Source organism: Streptomyces sp. NPDC031225, from assembly GCF_055570355.1.
This window is the reverse complement of record NZ_JBVIHJ010000007.1, coordinates 161,930-182,487: the sequence shown is the minus strand read 5'-3', so window position 1 is coordinate 182,487 and position 20,558 is coordinate 161,930. Positions and strand designations below refer to the sequence as shown.

The window sequence follows — 20,558 nt, the reverse complement described above, 5'->3', positions numbered from 1 at the left end:
GTTGGGGAAACCTGGTCGAAACGTGGTCCGTCGGGTGAGACGGCGATGTTGACCCGGCTGGTTTGCTGGAGCCATGACGGATCTCGAGGCCGACCTGCGCAAGGCCGTCCGGGGCGACGTCGGTTTCGACGTCACCTCCCGGGCCCTGGTCACCATGGACGCGTCCAACTACCGGCGGGTCCCGCTCGGGGTCGTGGCGCCCGCGGACGCGGACGACGTGGCCGCCGCACTGGAGGTCTGCCGCACGCACGGCGTGCCCGTCGTGCCCCGCGGTGGCGGCACCTCCATCGCCGGACAGGCCACCGGTACCGGAGTCGTCCTGGACTTCACCCGGCACATGAACCGGGTCCTGGCGCTCGACCCCGAGGCGCGTACCGCCGTCGTCCAGCCCGGCCTCGTCCTCGACCGCCTCCAGGACGCCGCCGCCCCGCACGGACTCCGCTTCGGGCCCGACCCCTCCACCCACAGCCGGTGCACGCTCGGCGGCATGATCGGCAACAACTCGTGCGGCGCGCACTCGGTGGCCTGGGGCACCACCGCGGACAGCGTGGCGGAGCTGCACGTCGTCACCGCGCGCGGTGAGCGGCTGCGGCTCGGACAGGAGTGGGCCGGGGCGCCGCAAGGGCTGCGGGAAATGGTGGAGGGGGAGCGGGCGCGGCTGCGGACCGGTTTCCCCGCCCTGCCCCGCCGCATCTCCGGGTACGCGCTGGACGCCCTGCTCCCGGAGCACCGAGCCGACGTCGCCCGGTCCTTCTGCGGCAGCGAGGGCACCCTGGGCGTCCTCACCGAGGCCGTCGTACGACTGGTGCGGGCGCCACGCGCGCGTGCGCTCGCGGTGCTCGGGTACGCGGACGAAGGCGCGGCCGCCGAGGCGGCGGCAGGGCTGCTGGTGCACCGCCCCCTGACGGTGGAGGGCATGGCGGCCGACCTGGTGCCCTCGGCGGCCACGCTCCCGCGGGGCGGCGCCTGGCTGTTCGTGGAGACGGGCGGGGAGTCGCCGGCCGAGGCACGCGCGCGTGCGGAGGAGATCGTGCGCGCGGCCGACGTCCTGGACGCACTGGTGGTGACCGACCCGGCCGGGCAGCGGGCCCTGTGGCGCATCCGCGAGGACGCCAGCGGTACGGCGACCCGGATGCCGGACGGCTCGGAGGCGTGGCCCGGCTGGGAGGACTGCGCGGTGCCGCCGGAGCGGCTGGGCGCGTATCTGCGGGACTTCAGGGCGCTGATGGTCGCGCACCGGTTCCGCGGGACGCCGTACGGCCACTTCGGCGACGGCTGCATCCATGTCCGCATCGACTTCGACCTGCTGACGGAGACGGGGATCGGGAGGTTCCGCCGCTTCTCCGAGGAACTCGCCGAACTGGTCGTGGCGCACGGCGGATCGCTGTCAGGGGAGCACGGGGACGGGCAGGCGCGGGCCGAACTGCTGCCGAGGATGTACGGCGACGAGATGGTCGGGTTGTTCGAGCGGGCGAAGGCGGTGTGGGACCCGGACGACCTGCTCAACCCGGGTATGCTGGTCCGCCCGGCGCCCCTGGACTCCAACCTCCGCTTCTCCGTCCTGCCCCGCGAACCCGTCGACGTCGCCTTCGGGTACCCGGCCGACGGCGGTGACTTCTCCGCCGCCGTACGACGCTGTGTCGGGGTCGCGAAATGCCGTACGACGTCGGCGACCGGGCCCGCCGTGATGTGCCCGTCGTTCCGGGTCACCGGCGAGGAGGAGCACTCCACGCGCGGGCGTGCCCGGCTGCTGCACGAGATGCTCGCGGGCGAGACGGGCGGCCTGGTGACCGGCGGGTGGCGGTCGACGGAGGTGCGCGACGCACTCGACCTGTGCCTGTCCTGCAAGGGCTGCCGGTCCGACTGCCCGGTCGGGGTGGACATGGCCACGTACAAGGCGGAGTTCCTGCACCACCACTACGCCGGGCGACGGCGGCCCGCCGCCCACTACAGCATGGGTCGGCTGCCGCAGTGGCTCCGCTGGGTGGACCGGCTGCGGCTGGCTCGGCTGGTCAACGCCCTCGCCGCGGTACGGCCGTTGGCGGCCGTCGCGAAACGGCTCGGCGGGATCGCGGGTGAGCGGGAGATTCCGCGGGTGGCGGCGGAGACGTTCAGCCGGTGGCTGCGGCGGCGGAACAGGGAGCGGATGCGGGGGTGGATGGCCGAGGCGCGGGCGGGAGGGAGACCCGAGGTGCCCCGGAAGACGGTCTTCCTGTGGCCGGACACCTTCACCGAGCACCTCTCGCCGGACGTCGGCCGGGCGGCGGCGCGGGTGCTGGAGGCGGCCGGGATCGAGGCCGTCGAGCTGCCGAGGCGACCGTGGAACGTGCACCGGTCGGCGGACGGCGGGGTCGAGGGCGTCGGCGTATCCTCGCCCGCGTCCTGGGGCCGCCCCCGGGTCCAGGCCTGCTGCGGCCTCACGTATCTCTCCACAGGCCAACTCGACCGCGCCCGGGCGGTGTTGCGCCGCACGCTGGACCTGGTGGAGCCGTTCCTGCTGCCGGAGCCGGACGACGTGGCGGAGGGGCCGGTGTTCGTCGTCCTGGAACCGAGCTGTGCGGCGGCCCTCCGCACCGACCTCCCGGAACTGCTGCACGACGACCCGCGTGCCGCCCGTCTCGCCGCCCGGGTCCTCACCTTCGCGGAGGCGCTGGAGCGACTCGCCCCCGACTGGAGGCCACCGGCCCTGAACCGTCCGGTCGTCGGCCAGACCCACTGCCATCAGCACGCGGTCCTGGGCGACACGGCCGACCGGCGCCTGCGCGAGGCAGCCGGACTCACCGGCGACCTGACCGGCGGCTGCTGCGGCCTGGCGGGCAACTTCGGCTTCGAGAAAGGCCACTTCGAGGTGTCGGAGGCCTGCGCGGAGGAGCAACTGCTCCCGACGGTCCGTCAGGCCCCGCCGGACACCGTGGTGTTGGCCGACGGCTTCTCCTGCCGCACGCAGCTGGAACAGCTGGCCGGGGTACGGGGGAGGCATCTGGCGGAGGTGCTGGCGGAGGGGCTGGGGCGGGAGTGAACGGTGCGCGACCGTCACCCTCGCCGACCTCCCCGCGACCTCCGGACGCCTGCACGACCAGTACGTCCCGGGGCCACTTCGCACCGGCCCGCCAGGGCTGAGCGCCCGCGAGCGCGGGCAGGGTGGGGCCATGACCGACCCCACTCTGCACCGCGTCGCCGTCCTCTCCGACATCCACGGAGTCCTGCCCGCACTGGAGGCCGTCCTCGCCGAGCCGGAGGTGGCCGCCGCCGACCGGATCGTGCTGACCGGGGACATCACCGCGGGACCCCAACCGGCCCAAGTCCTCGACCTGTTGAGGAAACAGGGCGGACGGGTGCTGTGGATCGCGCAACGCGGACCGGGAACTCGTGGAGTACCGCAGGGGGCAGCGGGACGAGATCCCCGACCCGATCGGCCCCTTCGCCGCCGCTCAACTCACCGACGAACACGTCGAGTTCCTCGCCTCCCTCCCCATCACGGCCACTCTCACGGTGCGCGGCCTCGGTGAGGTTCTCTTCTGCCACGCCACGCCCCGTGACGACGAGGAAGTCGTCCTGGTCGACACCCGCCCCGACCGCTGGGCGGAGGTCTTCGAGGACGTCCCCGAGACCGTCCGCACGATTGTCTGCGGGCACACCCACATGCCCTATGTCCGGCTCGCGCACGGCCGCCTGGTCGTCAACCCCGGCAGCGTCGGCATGCCGTACGGCCGCCCCGGCGCCCACTGGTGCCTGCTGGGGCCCGGAGCCGACCTGCGGGTGACGCCGTACGACATCCCGGCGGCCGTCGGGAGGCTGGTCGCGGAGTGCGGGTATCCGGAGATCGCCGAGTGGGCCGACCACTACCTCAACGCTCGGGTGACGGACGCGGAGGCGCTGGGGGTGTTCGGGCCACGGGACGGCAGGGGCCGTGCGGGCCGTCGGGCGGGCCGGACTGGTTCGTAGGGCGAGACGGTGGGGCGTGGTCCGGGGGGCGTTGCGATACTCCGGCCGTGGAAACCAGTACGCCTCTCACGGAATGGACCCTGCGGCCCGCGCGACAGGCCGATGTCGAGGTCATCGTCGAGCTGAGGGCCGTGGTGATGCGCCCGGACCTGGAGCGGCTGGGGCGGTTCGACGAGCACCGGGTGCGGCAGCGGTTCCGGGACGCCTTCGTCGCGCCGCACATGTCGGTCATCGTGGCCGAGGGCCGTTTCGCGGGCTGCGTCGCGCTGCGGCCCGCCGACGACGGGCTGTGGCTGGAGCATTTCTTCCTTGACCCGGAACTCCAGGGCCGCGGTCTCGGCTCGGCCGTCCTGCGCACCCTGCTCGCCCGGACCGACGCCGACGGCGCGACCGTCCGCCTGAACGTCCTCCAGGGCAGCGCGGCCCGACGGCTGTACGAGCGGCACGGGTTCACTCGGGAGACGGAGGACCCGGTGGACGTCTTCATGGTGCGGGAGCCGCGCACGGGCTGAGCGGAGCGGATGACAGAGCGGTCAAACGAGCGTCCAGATCTGGTTGTCCCTGCCGTTGCACTCCCAGAGGACCGCGTTCGTTCCGGACGCGCCTCCGAAGATGTCCACGCACTTCTGCGACTGCCCGGCCAGCAACTCCGTGCCGTCGAGGCGGAACTGCTGGCTGCCGCTTCCGTCGCAGTCGGCCAGTTGGATCGCGGTGCGGTCGTCGGTCGCTCCGCCGGCCACGGTCATGCACTTCCCGGCCGACCGGATGATCCCGGACCCGATCAGCCAGCGCTGCTGCGCCGAGCCGTCGCACGTGTCCTGGAACAGCTGTGTGCCCTCGGCCCCGTTGCCGCGGCTCAGGCACTTCCCCGAGGCGGCGACCTTCAGGGCGCGGCCGGTCGGAGCGGCCGTGGAGCCGGACCCGCTCTTCGTGGAAGTGTCGTCGGTGCCGGGATCCGCCCCGGTGTCTGCCCCGGGGGAGTCGGCCGCAGGCTGCGACGGCGAGGGGGCGTCGGTCGGCGGCGACGAGGCGTCGGAACCGCGGGAGTCGGACGGGGAGGGTGTCCCGGACGGCGACGGTGACGCAGCTGGCGTTCGCGGCGCGGTCTTGTCCTTCGCCGCGGTCGTGACGGCCGGTGCCGGGGCGCTGGTGCCGCCCTTCTCCAGGGTCTGTGTGACCAGCAGCGAGACCGCGATCAGTACCGCCGCGGTGACGGCCGTGCCGAGCACGACCGGTTTCCGCCATCGTGCCGATCGCGGTGAGCGCGGCGGCGGACCGTCCGGGGCGGCTCCGGCAGCGGATGCCACACGCTTCCCGTCAGACCTCCGCGTTTCCGGTTCGGGAGTGGGTTCGGGCTTCGGCGCGCGCTCCGGAAGGGCGCGGGGGTCGGCGACCGGGGCGGGCACGGAGGCATGGCTTTGGGCGCCCGCTGTGGGTGCGGTGGCCGCCGCTCGCAGGAGACGCTCGGCCTCCTCCGCCGAGAGCCGCTCGCTGGGCTTGCCGGCGATCAGGCCGTTGATCAGCGGGGTGAGCGGTCCGGCCTGCCTGACCTCGGGCACCGGGCCCAGCGCGATGGCGTACATGGTCTCCGTCACCGAGTCCCGGAGGAACGGTGAGTGGCCGTCGACCGCCTGGAAAAGTGTGGCGCCCAACGCCCACAGGTCGGCCTCCGGGCCCGGTCTTCCGCCGGCGAGGCGCTCGGGGGCGATGAAGTCGACCGACCCCACGAGCTGGCCGGTGACGGTGAGCGTCGAGGTGTCGGAGGCCTGGGCGATACCGAAGTCGGTCAGGACGACCCGGTCGTCCTCGGTGAGCAGCACGTTGGCGGGCTTCACGTCCCGGTGCAGGACCCCGGCCCGGTGCGCCGCCCGCAGTCCGGCGAGCACGCCGAGACCGATCCTGGCGGCCTCTTCGGGCGCAACCGGGCCGTGCGCCCGGATCACGTCCAAGAGGGTGGTGGAGGGGACGTACTCCATGACGATGGTGGGCAGCCCCTCGTCGTCCACCACGTCGTGGACGACGACGACATTGGGGTGGCTGATCCGGGCGGCGCTGCGGGCCTCCCGGCGGGTCCGCTCGAAGAGGGTGGCGAGATCGGCCTCGGAGAGGTGGGGCTGGGGGTGGAGCCTCTTGACGGCGACATCGCGGCCGAGGACGGTGTCGTGGGCGCGCCAGACGGTGCCCATACCGCCTCGGCCCACGCGGTCGAGGATGCGGTACCGGCCAGCGATCAGCCGTTCTTCGTCAGACACCGTGGTTTCCTTTTCGCTGCTGCGGGGCTGCGTCGGTCAGAGGGGCCACGGGGCGCTTCGGACCAAGGTTCTCCCCCAACGGCACCTGATCTCCGGCCCGTTGAGGGGCGCGCTGTGTCGAGCAAGTAATCATACTTTCAAGCGAGAGCGCATGTCCGAGCCCGACATGCCGACGCAGCCACCGTTGCTGACGTCCCCGCCGGACGGCCGATGATCAGAACCTTCCGCCGCCCGGAACGCGTCCCTGCCTGGACCGGCCACAACATCAGCCACCCGAAGGAGCCGTCCGCATGCCCCTGCGCATCAAGCCCGTCTCCCGCGACGAACACGACAGGGCGCCGCCGCCTACGGCTTCCGCGAACCCGGGTGACTCTCAGATCTCCCGGGCAACCGTCCGGCATTCGGGACAGCTGTATAACCGGTTCACACACCTGTCGAAGTCCATTACCGTGGACTTCGCAGTGCATCGTGATGGACAAACCCCGAGCTGATCCCTGGACGCCCCGTGACCACCTCCAACGCAGCCGCCCCCTCGTCCCCGACCCAGGTCGCCGACCCGTTGGCAGGCGCCCCGCGCCGCCGCGGCGCGCTCGGTCCCGTCGGTCTGGTCCTCGCCGGTGGTATCTCCGTGCAGTTCGGCGCCGCTGTGGCCGTGACCCTGATGCCCAGGGCCGGTGCGCTCGGAGTCGTGACCCTGCGACTGATGGCCGCCGCGGTGGTCCTGCTCGTCGTCTGCCGCCCCCGGCTGCGCGGCCACTCGCGCACCGACTGGGGCACGGTCCTCGCCTTCGGTCTCACCATGGCAGCCATGAACGGCCTCTTCTACCAGGCCGTCGACCGCATCCCCCTCGGCCCCGCGGTCACCCTGGAGGTCCTCGGCCCCCTCGCGCTCTCCGTCCTGGCCTCCCGGCGCGCGGTCAACGCCGTGTGGGCCGGACTCGCGCTCGTGGGTGTCTTCCTGCTCGGCGGCGGAGGCGGCGGGGGCTTCGGCGACCTCGACCCCACAGGTGTCGCCTTCGCCCTGGGCGCGGGCACCATGTGGGCGTCCTACATCGTCTTCAGCGCGCGGACCGGCCGTCGCTTCCCGCAGGCCGACGGCCTCGCGCTGGCGATGGCGGTCGGCGCGGTGGCGTTCCTGCCGTTCGGCATCGTGGAGTCGGGCACCAGGCTCCTCGACCCGGTGACCGTGGGCCTGGGCGCGGCGGTGGCCCTGATGTCCTCCGTCCTGCCCTACACCCTCGAACTCCTCGCCCTGCGCCGCCTGCCCGCCTCCACCTTCGCCATCCTCATGAGCCTGGAGCCGGCCCTGGCCGCCCTCGCGGGCTTCCTGATCCTCGACCAGACCCTGTCCGCGCTCCAGGCACTCGCCATCGCGTTCGTGATCGCGGCGAGCATGGGGGCGGTCCGGACGCAGGTGGGACGGGGCAAGGCCACCACGCCGTGAGCTGATCAGCCCGCCGTTCTCTCCCACACCGAGACGTGGGTGCCGCTGTCGCTGGTGAAGGGCCGTCGTCCCCAGTCCTCCCACCGCTCCCGCAGCCGCATCCCGGCCAGCCGGGCCATCAGGTCGAGCTCCGCCGGCCAGACGTACCTGAAGGGGATCGAGCGGAAGGAGCCCCGGCCGTCCTCCGTGACCGTGACGTGGTGCGAGGCCATCGCCTGGGTGGCGACGTCGTAGGTGTCGAAGCCGACGCGGTTCGCGCCGACGTGGAACGGCACGGCGTTCTGTCCCGGCGGGAGTTTCCGCAGCTCGGGGACCATGACCTCGACGACGAAGGTCCCGCCGGGCGCCAGGTGCCGGGCGACGTTGCGGAAGCAGTCCACCTGGGCGTCCTGGGTCGTCAGGTTCATGATCGTGTTGAAGACCAGGTAGGCGACCGAGAACTCACCGGGCACGCGGGCCGTGGCGAAGTCCCCGATGGTCACCCCGATCGCGTCTCCGCCGGGCTTGCCCCGCAGCCGGTCCGCCATCGCCCGCGACAGCTCGATCCCGTGCACCTCGACTCCGCGTCCCGCCAGCGGCAGCGCGATCCGTCCGGTGCCGATGCCGAGTTCCAGTGCCCGCCCGCCGCCGGCGAGCTCCGCCAGCACGTCCACGGCGGGTTCCACCGCTTCCTGCGTGAACATCGCCGCGGCCGACTCGTCGTAGGTCGTGGCGACGGGTTCTCCGAAGTAGCCGTCCTCATCGGTCATCGGGGGACGGTACTGCGGGGGCGGGGGTGAGTGCGCGTGAATTCCCGGGTGGGGCAGGTCGGTTGGGAGGAGGCCTTCAGGGCGGATACGCGCGCGCGTGGCGAAAGCCCCGGTCGCCGCCGACGCGGGTGGTTGCAGCAGGTGGTGGGGGCGCCCCTGCCCGGCCGCGACGGAGTTCACCGACGGCCGACGACCAGCTGACGACTGGTCGGCGACCGGCTGACGACCAGCCGACGGCCTTTCCACCGACGCCCGAGTCCCAGGGAGGGCTCGACGCCGAGAACGGTGTCGGTTCAGCCCGTATCAGCCCGTGTCAGGCAGGTTCGGCCGCGGTCGGACGGCCACTCGATCGGATCAACTTCCCTGTCGCGGTCGCGGTCGCGGCGCCAGCGTCACGGCCCGCTCTCCGTATAACCCTGCCGTGCCAGGACGAAGCCGGCGACCTCCACGGCGTTGAACGCCCCCAAGGGCACCGCGACCGCGCACCACCACGGGGAGACGGCATCGAAGGCGCCCGCGATCAGCAGCACCACGCACCCCGCACCTGAGAACCCCGCCGCGACCAGCTCCAGCCATCCCTTCGCGCGCAGCCCGTACAGCAGGCTCCGGGACCTCGACTCCATGCTCGCTCCGTCGGTGCGGGACCGGTGTGTCCGGCTGACCCGCGCACAGTGCGTTCTGTCCGGGCCCGCCGCCGACGACCGTACGGTTCCGCCGGGACCGGCACATCGGGGAAACCACGTACCGGACCACTTGTCCCCGCACCGCGCGGTCCCGTGCCCTACGCCGCCAGCCCCACCGGCGCGGCGCTCGCGCTCCGCCCTCGCCGTACGCCCCTGTCCCGGCGCACGGCGAAGACGTACACGCGCAGGACCGCGAAGCGGCCCACGCCCGTGAGGCCGGACGCGCCGAGGTAGACGATCTGTTCCGTCAGCAGGCCGGGGGACGACTGCGCCAGGTGCAGGATGCATACGGCGATGCTGGTCACCGCGTACGCGGCGGTGGCCGAGCCCGCCGACTGCCAGTGCTCGCGCCACCCGGCACCGCGTCCCGTGCCGAAGGTGAAACGGGCGTGGAGTTCGGTGCACAGCAGGGTCGAGACGAGGGTGATGGCCGCGTTCGCGACCGCCCACGGCATGGTCCTGGCAAGCAGCGGTACCGCCAGGCCGGAGAGGACTCCGACTCCGCCTCCGAAGACCACGAACCGCAGGAAGGCGACCACGGGGCCGGGGGCGACCGAAGGTGCCGTCCCGGGCTGCGGCGCGAGCGACGACTTCATGGCGGCCCCCCCTTTGCATATCGTCGTTTCTGTTGATGGAAAGGCTACGTTGCGTTCATGGTTGCGGCAACTGATTTACGGCAGAGTGCAGGCATTAGCACAGCTCAAGCCTGGAATTTCATTGCAACGGACGTGGAGGTAACGCAACGGATTCCATGTGATCGTTGCAATGAGAAGGGGGTGAATGCCACACGGGCAGGCGGAAATCAATGCAAGCACGCTTGCTTGTTTTCTGACCCCCTGCCATCCTCACCCCATGGCCGACCCGACCCCCGTCATCGACGACCTCTGCGCGGAGAGCGACGAACTCGACCTGCTCGTGGCCGAGTTGAGTCCCGAGCAGTGGGCGCTCGCGACGCCCGCCGCAGGCTGGACCGTCGCCCACCAGATCGCCCACCTCGCCTGGACCGACCACTCCTCCCTGCTCGCCGTCACCGACCGCAAGGCCTTCTCCCGCGAGGTCGAGAAGGCGCTCGCCGCACCCGGGGACTTCGTGGACAACGGCGCGCGAGAAGTCGCCGGAAAGCCTCCGGCGCGGCTGCTCGCGTACTGGCGTGCGGGCCGCGAGGACCTGGCGGAGGCTCTGCGTGCGGCGCCGGAGGGGGCCCGTTTCCCCTGGTACGGCCCACCCATGTCCACCGCCTCCATGGCCACCGCCCGCCTGATGGAGACCTGGGCCCACGGTCTGGACGTGGCGGACGCGCTGGGCGTGACCCGTACCCCCACCGACCGGCTCAGGCACATCGTCCGCCTCGGCGTCCGCACGCGTGACTTCGCCTTCGGCACGCACGGACTGACCCCGCCGTTCGAGGAGTTCCGGATCGAACTCACCAGCCCGAGCGGTGAGTTGTGGACCTACGGCCCCGAGGACGCCGACGACCGCGTCACCGGGCCCGCCCTCGACCTCTGCCTCCTGGTCACGCAGCGGGCCCACCGCAGCGACCTCGCCCTGCGCGCGGAGGGCGAGGACGCCGACCGTTGGCTCGACATCGCCCAGGCCTTCGCAGGCCCACCGGGCACCGGCCGCCCGGCGAAGGGGACGGTCACCGGAGGCGCGGCGGATGTACCTGCCCCCGGTCGCCCGGCGGAGCGGGCGGCTTCTGGAGGCGCGGCGGAAGTACCTGCCCCCGGTCGCCCAGCGGAAGGGGCGGCTCCCGGAGGCGCCTCGGATGCACCTGCCCCCGGGCACCCGGCGAAGGACACGGCCCCCGGAGACGCGGCGAAGGTCACGGCCCCCGGAAACCCGGCGGAAGTACCCGCCCCCGGGCACCCGGCGAAGGACACGGCCCCCGGAGACGCGGCGAAGGTCACGGCTCCCGGAAACCCGGCGGAAGTACCCGCCCCCGGGCACCCGGCAAAGGACACGGCCCCCGGAGACCCGGCCGAAGCACCCGCCCCCGGACCCCCCACTGAAGAGGCCGCCGGATGACCCTCCGTGTCGGCAACGCCTCCGGCTTCTACGGCGACCGCTTCGACGCCGTGCGCGAGATGCTCACCGGCGGTGAACTCGACGTCCTCACCGGCGACTACCTCGCCGAGCTGACCATGCTCATCCTGGGCCGCGACCGGCTGAAGGACCCCGGGGGCGGATACGCCCGCACCTTCCTGCGCCAACTCGAGGACTGCCTCGGCCTCGCGCACGAGCGTGGCGTCCGGATCGTCGCCAACGCGGGCGGCCTCAACCCGGCCGGACTGGCCTCCCGTATAAGGGAGTTGGCGGACCGGCTCGCTCTGGGGACGAAGGTCGCCCACGTCGAGGGCGACGACCTCACCGCACGCCACCCCGGCAGCCTCGCCGCCCACGCCTACCTCGGCGGCTTCGGCATCGCGGCCTGTCTGCGGGAGGGCGCGGACGTCGTGGTCACGGGACGGGTGACGGACGCGGCCCTGGTCACCGGACCCGCCGCCGCCCACTTCGGCTGGGGGCCGGGGGAGTACGACCGGCTCGCGGGGGCCGTCGTCGCCGGGCACGTCCTGGAGTGCGGGACACAGGCGACCGGCGGCAACTACGCCTTCTTCGCCGAAGCCGGACAAGCACGCGACCTTCGCCGCCCCGGCTTCCCCCTCGCCGAACTCCACGAGGACGGCACCGCCGTCATCACCAAACACCCCGGCACCGGCGGCTTCGTGGACGTCGGCACGGTGACCGCCCAACTCCTGTACGAGACGCAGGGCGCCCGGTACGCGGGCCCCGACGTCACCACCCGCCTCGACACGGTCGAGCTCACCCAGGACGGCCCCGACCGGGTCCGGATCTCCGGCGTACGCGGTGAGGCCCCGCCCCCCGCCCTCAAGGTCGGCCTCAACCGGCTCGGCGGCTTCCGCAACGAGGTCGTCTTCGTCCTGACCGGCCTCGACATCGAGGCCAAGGCCGCACTGGTGCGGGAGCAGATGGCCCCCGCACTCGCCAAGGTCACCCACGTCGGCTGGGACCTGGTCCGCACCGACCGTCCGGACGCCGGGACGGAGGAGACGGCGAGCGCGCTGCTGCGGCTGGTCGTCCGTGACGCGGACCAGGAGCGCGTGGGCCGTGCGCTCAGCGGGGCGGCCGTGGAACTGGCGCTCGCGAGCTACCCCGGGTTCCATGTGCTGGCGCCACCAGGGAAGGGCTCGCCCTATGGGGTCTTCGAGGATGTCTACGTCCCCCATGGGGCCGTGGACCATGTGGCCGTCCTCCACGACGGACGACGGATCCATGTGGAACCGGCCCCGGAGACCGTCGTACTCGACCGTCCACCGGCACCGCCCCTCCCCGCCCCCCTGTCGCCCCTTCCCGCCCCCTTGCCGCCCGGACCCACCCGCCGCGCCCCCCTCGGCCTCGTCGCCGGGGCCCGCAGCGGCGACAAGGGCGGCAACGCGAACATCGGGGTGTGGGCGCGGACCGACGAAGCCTGGCGATGGCTCGCGCACACGCTCACCGTCGACCTCCTGCGTGAACTCCTCCCGGAAACAGCGCAGTTGCCGGTCACCCGCCACGACCTCCCCCGCCTCCGCGCCCTGAACTTCGTCGTCGAGGGAATCCTCGGCGAGGGCGTCGCCGCCCAGCACCGCTTCGACCCGCAGGCCAAGGCCCTCGGCGAATGGCTGCGCTCCCGCCACCTGGAGATCCCGGAGGCCTTGCTGTGACGATCATCAACTCCGGCCTGGACACGGCTGGTTCCGACTACCGGGCCCACCGTGACGCCATGCTCACGAAGCTGGACCAGCTGACCGCCGAACACGCCAAGGCCCTGGCCGGCGGGGGCGAGAAGTACGTCCAACGGCACCGCAAGCGCGGCAAGTTGCTCGCCAGGGAACGCATCGAGCTGCTCCTCGATCCCGACACGCCCTTCCTCGAACTGTCCCCGCTGGCAGCCTGGGGCAGCGACCCCGAGTACACGGTCGGCGCCTCCCTCGTCACCGGGATCGGGGTGGTGGAAGGCGTGGAGTGCCTGATCACCGCCAACGACCCGACCGTACGCGGGGGCGCGAGCAACCCGTGGTCGCTGAAGAAGGCACTGCGGGCCAACGACATCGCCCTCACCAACCGGCTGCCCTGCATCAGCCTGGTGGAGTCCGGCGGCGCCGATCTGCCGTCCCAGAAGGAGATCTTCATCCCGGGCGGCGCCGTCTTCCGTGACCTGACCCGGCTGTCCGCGGCCGGCATCCCGACCATCGCGGTCGTCTTCGGCAACTCCACCGCCGGCGGTGCCTACATACCCGGCATGTCCGATCACGTGATCATGGTCAAGGAGCGGGCCAAGGTCTTCCTCGGCGGTCCGCCCCTGGTGAAGATGGCCACCGGCGAGGAGAGCGACGACGAGTCCCTCGGCGGCGCCGAGATGCACGCGCGCGTGTCGGGCCTCGCGGACCACTTCGCCGTGGACGAGCAGGACGCGCTGCGCCAGGCCCGCCGGGTCGTCGCCCGCCTCAACCACCGCAAGGCGTACGGCGATCCGGGCCCGGCCGAGCCGCCCAAGTACGACGAGGACGAACTCCTCGGCATCGTCCCCGGCGACCTCCGCACCCCCTTCGACCCGCGCGAGGTGATCGCCCGGATCGTCGACGCCTCCGACTTCGACGAGTTCAAGCCGCTGTACGGCACGAGCCTGGTGACCGGCTGGGCCGAACTGCACGGCTATCCGATCGGCGTCCTGGCCAACGCCCAGGGAGTCCTGTTCTCCGAGGAGTCCCAGAAGGCGGCCCAGTTCATCCAGCTGGCCAACCAGCGCGACATCCCGCTGCTCTTCCTGCACAACACCACCGGCTACATGGTCGGCAAGGAGTACGAGCAGGGCGGCATCATCAAACACGGCGCGATGATGATCAACGCCGTCTCGAACTCCAGGGTCCCGCACCTCTCCGTCCTCATGGGAGCCTCGTACGGCGCCGGGCACTACGGCATGTGCGGCCGCGCCTACGACCCCCGCTTCCTCTTCGCCTGGCCCAGCGCCAAGTCGGCCGTCATGGGCCCCCAGCAGCTCGCCGGCGTGCTCTCCATCGTCGCCCGCCAGTCGGCCACGGCCAGGGGACTGCCGTACGACGAGGAGGGCGACGCCGCCCTGCGCGCCATGGTGGAGCAGCAGATCGAGTCCGAGTCGCTGCCCATGTTCCTGTCCGGGCGGCTCTACGACGACGGCGTCATCGACCCCCGCGACACCCGGACGGTACTGGGACTGTGCCTGTCCGCGATCCACACCGCCCCCTACGAGGGCGCCCGCGGCGGCTTCGGCGTCTTCCGGATGTGAGGGACCCATCAGTGATCACTTCTGTGCTCGTCGCCAACCGGGGCGAGATAGCCTGCCGGATCTTCCGCACCTGCGGTGAGTTGGGAATCCGGACGGTCGCCGTGCACGCGGACCCGGACGCGAACGCCCTCCACACACGTGTGGCGGACACGGCCGTACGACTGCCGGGCGCGGCCCCCGCCGACACGTATCTGCGCGCCGATCTGATCGTGAAGGCGGCCGTGGCGTCCGGCACCGACGCCGTGCACCCCGGCTACGGCTTCCTCTCCGAGAACGCCGACTTCGCGCGCGCGGTCCTCGACGCGGGCCTGGTCTGGATCGGGCCGCCACCGTCCGCGATCGAGGCGATGGCGTCCAAGACACGCGCCAAGGAGCTGATGGGGCTGGCGCCCCTGGGCGAGGTCGGCGAGGCCGACCTGCCCGTGCTGGTGAAGGCGGCCGCGGGCGGCGGCGGCCGCGGAATGCGCGTCGTGCGCCGGCTGGAGGAGCTGGACTCCGCTCTGGAGAGCGCCCGCGCCGAGGCCGCGAGCGCCTTCGGTGACGGGGAGGTCTTCGTCGAGCCGTACGTCGAGAACGGCCGCCACGTCGAGGTCCAGATCCTCGCCGACACCCACGGCACGGTCTGGGCACTCGGCACCCGCGACTGCTCCCTCCAGCGCCGCCACCAGAAGGTGATCGAGGAGGCCCCGGCCCCCGGCCTGCCAGACCAACTCACCCAGGAACTCAGCCGGTTGGCAGTGAAAGCGGCACGCGCGGTGGACTACGTGGGCGCGGGCACGGTCGAGTTCCTGGTCTCCGGCACCGAGGCCCACTTCCTGGAGATGAACACCCGCCTCCAGGTCGAACACCCGGTGACGGAAGCGGTGTTCGGGCTGGACCTGGTGGCGCAGCAGATCCGGGTCGCCGAAGGCCACCCCCTGCCGGAGGACCCGCCACGCGCGCATGGCCACGCCGTGGAGGCCCGCCTCTACGCCGAGGACCCGGCGACCGGCTGGACCCCGCAGACCGGCACCCTGCACCACCTCGCCCTCCCCGCGTCCGTCCGCCTGGACACGGGTTACGAGGACGGCGACGACATCGGCGTCCACTACGACCCGATGCTCGCCAAGGTCGTCGCCCACGCCCCCACCCGCGCGGAGGCGCTCCGCAAACTCGCGGGCGCGCTGGAGACGGCGACGATCCACGGCCCCGCCACGAACAGGGATCTCCTGGTGAACTCCCTTCGCCACCAGGAGTTCACGACGGCCCGCATGGACACCGGCTTCTACGACCGCCACCTGCCCGAACTCACCGAATCGGCCCCGGACTTGCTGGCCCCCCTGGCGGCGGCCCTCGCGGACGCCCACGGCCGCTCCCGCTTCGGAGGCTTCCGCAACCTGCACTCGGCCCCGCAGACCAAGCGCTACGAGATGGCGGGCGAGGAACACGAGGTCCGCTACCGCCACACCCGGGAGGGCCTGGAGGCGGACGGGGTCCGGGTGATCCAGGCGGACGCGGGCGGGGTCGTCCTCGAAGTGGAGGGCGTGCGGCGACGGTTCGAGGTGGCCAGGTACGGCGACCAGCTGTACGTGGGCAGCACGGCCCTGAGGGCCCTGCCCCGCTTCCCGGACCCGACGTCCCAGCACGCCCCGGGCTCCCTGCTGGCCCCCATGCCGGGAACGGTGGTGAGGGTCGCGGACGGCCTGAGGGAGGGATCCGCGGTGGAAGCGGGCCAATCCCTCCTGTGGCTGGAGGCGATGAAGATGGAACACAAGATCACGGCCCCGCACACGGGAACGCTCACCGAGCTGAATGCGGTTGTCGGCCAACAGGTAACGGTCGGTTCTCTACTGGCGGTGGTCCGAACTGCGTAGGGGCGCGGGGCTGCATCAATTTGCGGCTACCGCCGCGCGGGCGCGACCAGCCACAACGAAGGAGCCACATGCCCACGATCGAAACCGACGAGCACAAGTCCCTCCGCGAAGCCGTATCCGCCCTGGGCAAACGCCACGGCCGTAGTTACGACCGAGAGCAACTCTGGGCCGAAGCAGCCAAACTCGGCTACCTGGGAGTCAACCTCCCCGAGGAATACGGAGGCGGAGGCGGCGGGATAGCCGAACTCTCCATCGTCCTCGAAGAACTCGGCGCGGCCGGCGCCCCCCTCCTGATGATGATCGTGTCGCCCGCCATCTGCGGCACGGTGATCGCCCGCTTCGGCACGGAGTCCCAGAAGCGGGACTGGCTCCCCGCCCTCGCCGACGGCACCCGCACCATGGCCTTCGGCATCACGGAACCCGACGCCGGCTCCAACAGCCACCGCATCAGCACCACGGCCCGCCGCGACGGCGCCGACTGGCTGCTGACCGGCCGCAAAGTCTTCGTCTCCGGCGTCGACATAGCCGACGCCACCCTCATAGTCGGCCGCACGGAGGACTCCCGCACCGGCCGCCTCAAGCCCTGCCTGTTCATCGTTCCGCGAGACGCCCCGGGCTTCGGCAGGCGCCGTATCGAGATGGAACTGGAGGCCCCGGAGAAGCAGTTCGAGCTCACCCTCGACGACGTGCGGCTCCCCGCCGAGGCGCTGGTGGGAGACGAGGACGCGGGCCTCCTGCAACTCTTCGCCGGTCTCAACCCCGAGCGCATCATGACGGCCGCCTTCGCGATCGGTATGGGCCGCTACGCCCTCTCCCGGGCCATCGCGTACGCCCGCGAGCGCACGGTGTGGGACACCCCCATCGGCGCCCACCAGGCCATCGCCCACCCCCTCGCCCAGGCCCACATCGACCTCGAACTCGCCCGTCTGATGATGCAGAAGGCCGCGCACCTCTACGACGCGGGCGACGACGCGGCCGCGGGGGAGGCCGCCAACATGGCGAAGTACGCCGCGGGGGAGGCCTGTGTGAAGGCGGTCGACCAGTCGGTCCACACCCTCGGCGGCAACGGCCTCACCCGGGAGTTCGGGATCGCCTCGCTGATAACGGCCGCGCGCGTGGCTCGTATCGCACCGGTGAGCAGGGAAATGATTCTCAACTACGTCTCCCACCAGACCCTGGGCCTGCCCAAGTCGTACTAGGCCGCCTTGGAAGCAGGCCGTCTTGGAGGAACCGTGTTCCGCAGCGAGTACGCAGACGTCCAGCCCGTGGAACTGCCCATCCACGAGGCGGTGCTGGCACGCGCCGCCGAGTTCGGTGACGCGCCCGCCCTGATCGACGGCACCGACGGCACCACCCTCACCTACAGCCAACTCGACGCGTTCCACCGCCGGGTCGCCGCCGGCCTCGCGGAAGCCGGCGTCGCCAAGGGGGACGTGACGAGGACAACGAGGTCCCGCGCGCCTACGTGGTCCGCCAGCCGGCCGCCGCCGAACTCTCCGAGGGCGAGGTCATGATGTACGTCGCCGAACGCGTCGCCCCCTACAAACGGGTCCGCCAGGTCACCTTCATCGACGCGGTGCCCCGCGCCGCCTCCGGCAAGATCCTCCGACGACAGCTGAGGGAGCGCGCATGACACTGATCGGCCGTACACACGCGCGTGGCGTGCGGACCCTGACCCTGGACTCCCCGCACAACCGCAACGCCCTGTCGGCGGCCCTGGTGGGGGAGCTGGCCGCCGCGCTCACGGACTGTGCCAAGGACCCGGACGTCCGCGCGATCGTCCTCACCCACACCGGCAACACCTTCAGCGCCGGCGCCGACCTGAAGGACCCCCCGGACCCGGCCGCCCTGGTCGGTCTCCTGCGGCAGATCGTGGAGCTCGGGAAACCGGTCGTCGCCCGCGTCACCGGCCATGTCCGCGCGGGCGGCCTCGGCCTCCTCGCCGCCTGCGACATCTCGGCAGCCTCCACCGAGTCCACCTTCGCCTTCACCGAGGTGCGGATCGGTCTCGCCCCCGCGGTCATCTCCCTGCCGCTCCTGCCCCGCACCGACCCCCGCGCCCTCGCCCGCCACTACCTCACCGGCGAGCGCTTCGACGCCGCCGAGGCGGCCCGCATCGGCCTGGTCACGGCGGCGGGCGACGACGTGGACGCCGTACTCGAACCCGTCCTCGACGGTCTGCGGCGGGCCGCCCCCGAGGCCCTGGCCGCAACGAAACGGCTGCTCACGGCTAGGGTGCTGGAGACCTTCGACCGGGACGCGGCCGGCCTGACCGCGCTCTCGGCACAGCTGTTCGCCTCGCCGCAGGCGCGCGAGGGCATGACAGCCTTCCTGGAACGACGGGATCCTTCATGGGTGGTGTGACCACGATCGGCGACCGGGCCGAACGCAGACCCAAGCAGGACCGCAGCCGGGCCACCCGGCAGCGCCTCCTCGAAGCCGCCGTGGCCGCACTCGCCGAACACGGCTGGGCCGGCTCCACGGTGACCGTCGTCGCCGAACGCGCCGGAGTCTCCCGCGGCGCCGCCCAGCACCACTTCCCGACGAGGGAGGACCTCTTCACGGCAGCCGTCGCATACGTGGCGGAGGAACGCTCCACGGCCCTGCGCGCCCTGTTCCCGCTGGGCGCGCAGGGCGACCGGCGCGCGGTCGTCTCCGCCCTCGTCGACCTCTACACCGGGCCCCTCTTCCGCGCCGCCCTCCACCTCTGGGTGGCCGCCTCCAACGAGGAGCAACTGCGCCCCCAGGTCACGGAGCTGGAGGCGAGGGTCGGCCGCGAGACCCACAGGGTCGCGGTCGACCTGCTCGGCGCGGACGAGTCGAAAGCGGGCGTCCGAGAAACGGTCCAGGGCCTCCTGGACATGGCAAGAGGCCTGGGCCTCGCGAACCTGCTGACGGACGACAAGGCCCGACGGGACAGGGTGGTGACCCAGTGGACAGCACTACTGAACGAGGCTCTGCGGTAGCTGCCTTTTAGGGGCGCGGGGCTGTATCGATCTGCGGCTCCGCCGCGCGGGCGCGTCAAGCCACAACGCACCCGCAGCCGCCCACGCACCCCCAGCCACCCCTCTCAGTGGGCGATGCCCCCATACCCCTCGATGTCCCGAGGATCACGAGCCGAGGGCCCCACATACCGCGCGGACGGCCGCACCAGCCGCCCCGTCCGCTTCTGCTCAAGGATGTGCGCCGACCACCCGGCCGTCCGCGCGCACGTGAACATCGACGTGAACATGTGCGCCGGGACCTCGGCGAAGTCGAGGACGATCGCCGCCCAGAACTCCACGTTCGTGGCGAGCACCCGGTCGGGCCGGCGCGTGTGGAGCTCCGCCAGCGCCGCCTTCTCCAGCGCCTCGGCGATCTCGAACCGCGGCGCCCCCAGCTCACGGGCCGTACGACGCAGCACGCGCGCGCGGGGATCCTCGGCCCGGTACACCCGGTGCCCGAACCCCATCAGCCGCTCACCGCGGTCCAGGGCCTGCCTGACGTACGCCTCCGCGTCCCCGGTCCGCTCGATCTCCTCGATCATCCCGAGCACCCGGGAGGGCGCACCCCCGTGCAGCGGCCCGGACATCGCGCCCACCGCCCCGGAGAGCGCGGCGGCGACGTCCGCGCCGGTGGAGGCGATCACGCGCGCGGTGAACGTCGACGCGTTCATCCCGTGCTCCGCGGCCGACGTCCAGTAGGCGTCCACGGCGGCCACGTGCTTCGGGTCCGGCTCGCCCCGCCAGCGGATCATGAACCGCTCGACGACGGACTGCGCCTTGTCGATCTCCCGCTGCGGCACCATCGCGTTGCCCTGCCCGCGCGCGGACTGGGCGACGTAGGAGAGGGCCATCACGGCGGCCCGGGCCAGGTCCGCACGCGCCTGCTCGGCGTCGATGTCGAGCAGCGGCTTCAGACCCCACACCGGGGCGAGCATGGCAAGCGCCGACTGGACGTCCACCCGGATGTCACCGGAGTGCACCGGGATCGGGAACGGCTCGGCGGGCGGCAGACCGGGATCGAAGGCGCCGTCGACCAGCAGCCCCCACACGTTGCCGAACGAGACATGGCCGACCAGATCCTCGATGTCGACGCCCCGGTACCGCAGAGCGCCGCCCTCCTTGTCCGGTTCGGCGATCTCCGTCTCGAACGCGACGACTCCTTCAAGACCGGGTACGAATCCGGGGTCGAAGTCGGACATCAGGCGGCTCCTCGTGATGTGTTCGACGGATGACGTCACGATATCCCCGAGTGCCACCTTTGGGGAGCCCGTGCGGCACTCAGTGCCACCAACTGTGGCCGGGCCGTCCGTACGGCAGGATGACCG

At 72.2% G+C, this 20,558-nt stretch carries 14 protein-coding genes and 4 pseudogenes; 13 read left to right on the top strand and 5 right to left on the bottom strand.

The genetic code is table 11. The features are described 5' to 3' along the window. Positions 1-73: 73 nt before the first annotated feature. From ACZ48Z_RS14425 to ACZ48Z_RS14415, 3 genes and pseudogenes are all read left to right on the top strand, one after another. Positions 74-3,019: an FAD-binding and (Fe-S)-binding domain-containing protein gene (locus ACZ48Z_RS14425; RefSeq protein ID WP_468736148.1), complete on the top strand. Its 2,946-nt coding sequence runs from the start codon at positions 74-76 to the stop codon at positions 3,017-3,019. 130 nt (positions 3,020-3,149) lie between these two features. Then, a pseudogene (locus ACZ48Z_RS14420) lies at positions 3,150-3,945 on the top strand (metallophosphoesterase family protein). 47 nt (positions 3,946-3,992) lie between these two features. After that, positions 3,993-4,457 (top strand): GNAT family N-acetyltransferase, encoded by a 465-nt coding sequence (locus ACZ48Z_RS14415; protein ID WP_468736147.1) that lies wholly within the window; start codon positions 3,993-3,995, stop codon positions 4,455-4,457. Positions 4,458-4,478: 21 nt separating this feature from the next. Here the strand turns inward: ACZ48Z_RS14415 and ACZ48Z_RS14410 are convergent, their stop codons facing one another. Further along, the gene (locus ACZ48Z_RS14410) at positions 4,479-6,197 is read right to left on the bottom strand and encodes a serine/threonine protein kinase (protein WP_468736146.1); all 1,719 of its coding nucleotides are present in this window, start codon (positions 6,195-6,197) and stop codon (positions 4,479-4,481) included. A gap of 505 nt (positions 6,198-6,702) precedes the next feature. On the opposite strand from ACZ48Z_RS14410, the gene ACZ48Z_RS14405 reads away from it, so the two are divergent. Continuing rightward, positions 6,703-7,641: an EamA family transporter gene (locus ACZ48Z_RS14405; protein ID WP_468736145.1), complete on the top strand. Its 939-nt coding sequence runs from the start codon at positions 6,703-6,705 to the stop codon at positions 7,639-7,641. 5 nt (positions 7,642-7,646) lie between these two features. Here the strand turns inward: ACZ48Z_RS14405 and ACZ48Z_RS14400 are convergent, their stop codons facing one another. The 3 genes from ACZ48Z_RS14400 to ACZ48Z_RS14390 all read right to left on the bottom strand — a co-directional run bounded on the left by ACZ48Z_RS14400 (position 7,647) and on the right by ACZ48Z_RS14390 (position 9,669). Next, positions 7,647-8,390, bottom strand: coding sequence for a class I SAM-dependent DNA methyltransferase (locus ACZ48Z_RS14400; protein ID WP_468736144.1), 744 nt, complete (start codon positions 8,388-8,390; stop codon positions 7,647-7,649). Positions 8,391-8,782: 392 nt separating this feature from the next. Continuing rightward, positions 8,783-9,013 (bottom strand): hypothetical protein, encoded by a 231-nt coding sequence (locus tag ACZ48Z_RS14395; RefSeq protein WP_468736143.1) that lies wholly within the window; start codon positions 9,011-9,013, stop codon positions 8,783-8,785. 158 nt (positions 9,014-9,171) lie between these two features. Beyond that, positions 9,172-9,669: a GtrA domain-containing protein gene (locus ACZ48Z_RS14390; protein WP_468736142.1), complete on the bottom strand. Its 498-nt coding sequence runs from the start codon at positions 9,667-9,669 to the stop codon at positions 9,172-9,174. A gap of 256 nt (positions 9,670-9,925) precedes the next feature. Between ACZ48Z_RS14390 and ACZ48Z_RS14385 the strand changes: the two are divergent. The 9 genes and pseudogenes from ACZ48Z_RS14385 to ACZ48Z_RS14345 all read left to right on the top strand — a co-directional run. After that, positions 9,926-10,711 (top strand): annotated as a pseudogene (locus tag ACZ48Z_RS14385) (TIGR03084 family metal-binding protein); the annotation flags it as partial. A gap of 383 nt (positions 10,712-11,094) precedes the next feature. Then, positions 11,095-12,795, top strand: a complete 1,701-nt coding sequence (locus ACZ48Z_RS14380) for an acyclic terpene utilization AtuA family protein (protein ID WP_468736141.1) — start codon at positions 11,095-11,097, stop codon at positions 12,793-12,795. Next, entirely contained in the window at positions 12,750-14,396 is a 1,647-nt protein-coding gene (locus tag ACZ48Z_RS14375) for an acyl-CoA carboxylase subunit beta (RefSeq protein WP_468736140.1), read from the top strand. Before ACZ48Z_RS14380 ends, ACZ48Z_RS14375 begins: the two co-directional genes overlap by 46 nt. A gap of 11 nt (positions 14,397-14,407) precedes the next feature. After that, the gene (locus ACZ48Z_RS14370; protein ID WP_468736139.1) at positions 14,408-16,249 is read left to right on the top strand and encodes an acetyl/propionyl/methylcrotonyl-CoA carboxylase subunit alpha; all 1,842 of its coding nucleotides are present in this window, start codon (positions 14,408-14,410) and stop codon (positions 16,247-16,249) included. A 68-nt stretch (positions 16,250-16,317) separates the two neighbouring features. Beyond that, positions 16,318-17,448, top strand: a complete 1,131-nt coding sequence (locus tag ACZ48Z_RS14365; RefSeq protein WP_468736138.1) for an acyl-CoA dehydrogenase family protein — start codon at positions 16,318-16,320, stop codon at positions 17,446-17,448. Positions 17,449-17,481: 33 nt separating this feature from the next. Next, a pseudogene (locus tag ACZ48Z_RS14360) lies at positions 17,482-17,685 on the top strand (AMP-binding protein); the annotation flags it as partial. After that, positions 17,685-17,882 (top strand): annotated as a pseudogene (locus tag ACZ48Z_RS14355) (AMP-binding enzyme); the annotation flags it as partial. The pseudogenes ACZ48Z_RS14360 and ACZ48Z_RS14355, both read left to right, overlap by 1 nt. Further along, a complete protein-coding gene (locus ACZ48Z_RS14350; RefSeq protein ID WP_468736137.1) occupies positions 17,879-18,613 on the top strand; it encodes an enoyl-CoA hydratase family protein in 735 nt (244 codons plus the stop codon). The pseudogene ACZ48Z_RS14355 and the gene ACZ48Z_RS14350, both read left to right, overlap by 4 nt. Next, entirely contained in the window at positions 18,601-19,215 is a 615-nt protein-coding gene (locus ACZ48Z_RS14345) for a TetR/AcrR family transcriptional regulator (RefSeq protein ID WP_468736136.1), read from the top strand. Before ACZ48Z_RS14350 ends, ACZ48Z_RS14345 begins: the two co-directional genes overlap by 13 nt. Positions 19,216-19,319: 104 nt before the next feature. Here ACZ48Z_RS14345 and ACZ48Z_RS14340 read toward each other — a convergent pair whose 3' ends face one another. After that, positions 19,320-20,432, bottom strand: coding sequence for a citrate synthase 2 (locus ACZ48Z_RS14340; RefSeq protein WP_468736135.1), 1,113 nt, complete (start codon positions 20,430-20,432; stop codon positions 19,320-19,322). Between the last annotated feature and the right edge of the window lie 126 nt (positions 20,433-20,558).

Bases quoted from the DNA above. Each gene is read 5' to 3' on its own strand.
- ACZ48Z_RS14425 (WP_468736148.1), top strand. From the start codon at position 74: ATGACGGATCTCGAGGCCGACCTGCGCAAGGCCGTCCGGGGCGACGTC.
- ACZ48Z_RS14400 (WP_468736144.1), bottom strand. From the start codon at position 8,390: ATGACCGATGAGGACGGCTACTTCGGAGAACCCGTCGCCACGACCTAC.
- ACZ48Z_RS14395 (WP_468736143.1), bottom strand. From the start codon at position 9,013: ATGGAGTCGAGGTCCCGGAGCCTGCTGTACGGGCTGCGCGCGAAGGGA.
- ACZ48Z_RS14390 (WP_468736142.1), bottom strand. From the start codon at position 9,669: ATGAAGTCGTCGCTCGCGCCGCAGCCCGGGACGGCACCTTCGGTCGCC.
- ACZ48Z_RS14380 (WP_468736141.1), top strand. From the start codon at position 11,095: ATGACCCTCCGTGTCGGCAACGCCTCCGGCTTCTACGGCGACCGCTTC.
- ACZ48Z_RS14375 (WP_468736140.1), top strand. From the start codon at position 12,750: ATGGCTGCGCTCCCGCCACCTGGAGATCCCGGAGGCCTTGCTGTGACG.
- ACZ48Z_RS14365 (WP_468736138.1), top strand. From the start codon at position 16,318: ATGCCCACGATCGAAACCGACGAGCACAAGTCCCTCCGCGAAGCCGTA.
- ACZ48Z_RS14350 (WP_468736137.1), top strand. From the start codon at position 17,879: ATGACACTGATCGGCCGTACACACGCGCGTGGCGTGCGGACCCTGACC.
- ACZ48Z_RS14345 (WP_468736136.1), top strand. From the start codon at position 18,601: ATGGGTGGTGTGACCACGATCGGCGACCGGGCCGAACGCAGACCCAAG.
- ACZ48Z_RS14340 (WP_468736135.1), bottom strand. From the start codon at position 20,432: ATGTCCGACTTCGACCCCGGATTCGTACCCGGTCTTGAAGGAGTCGTC.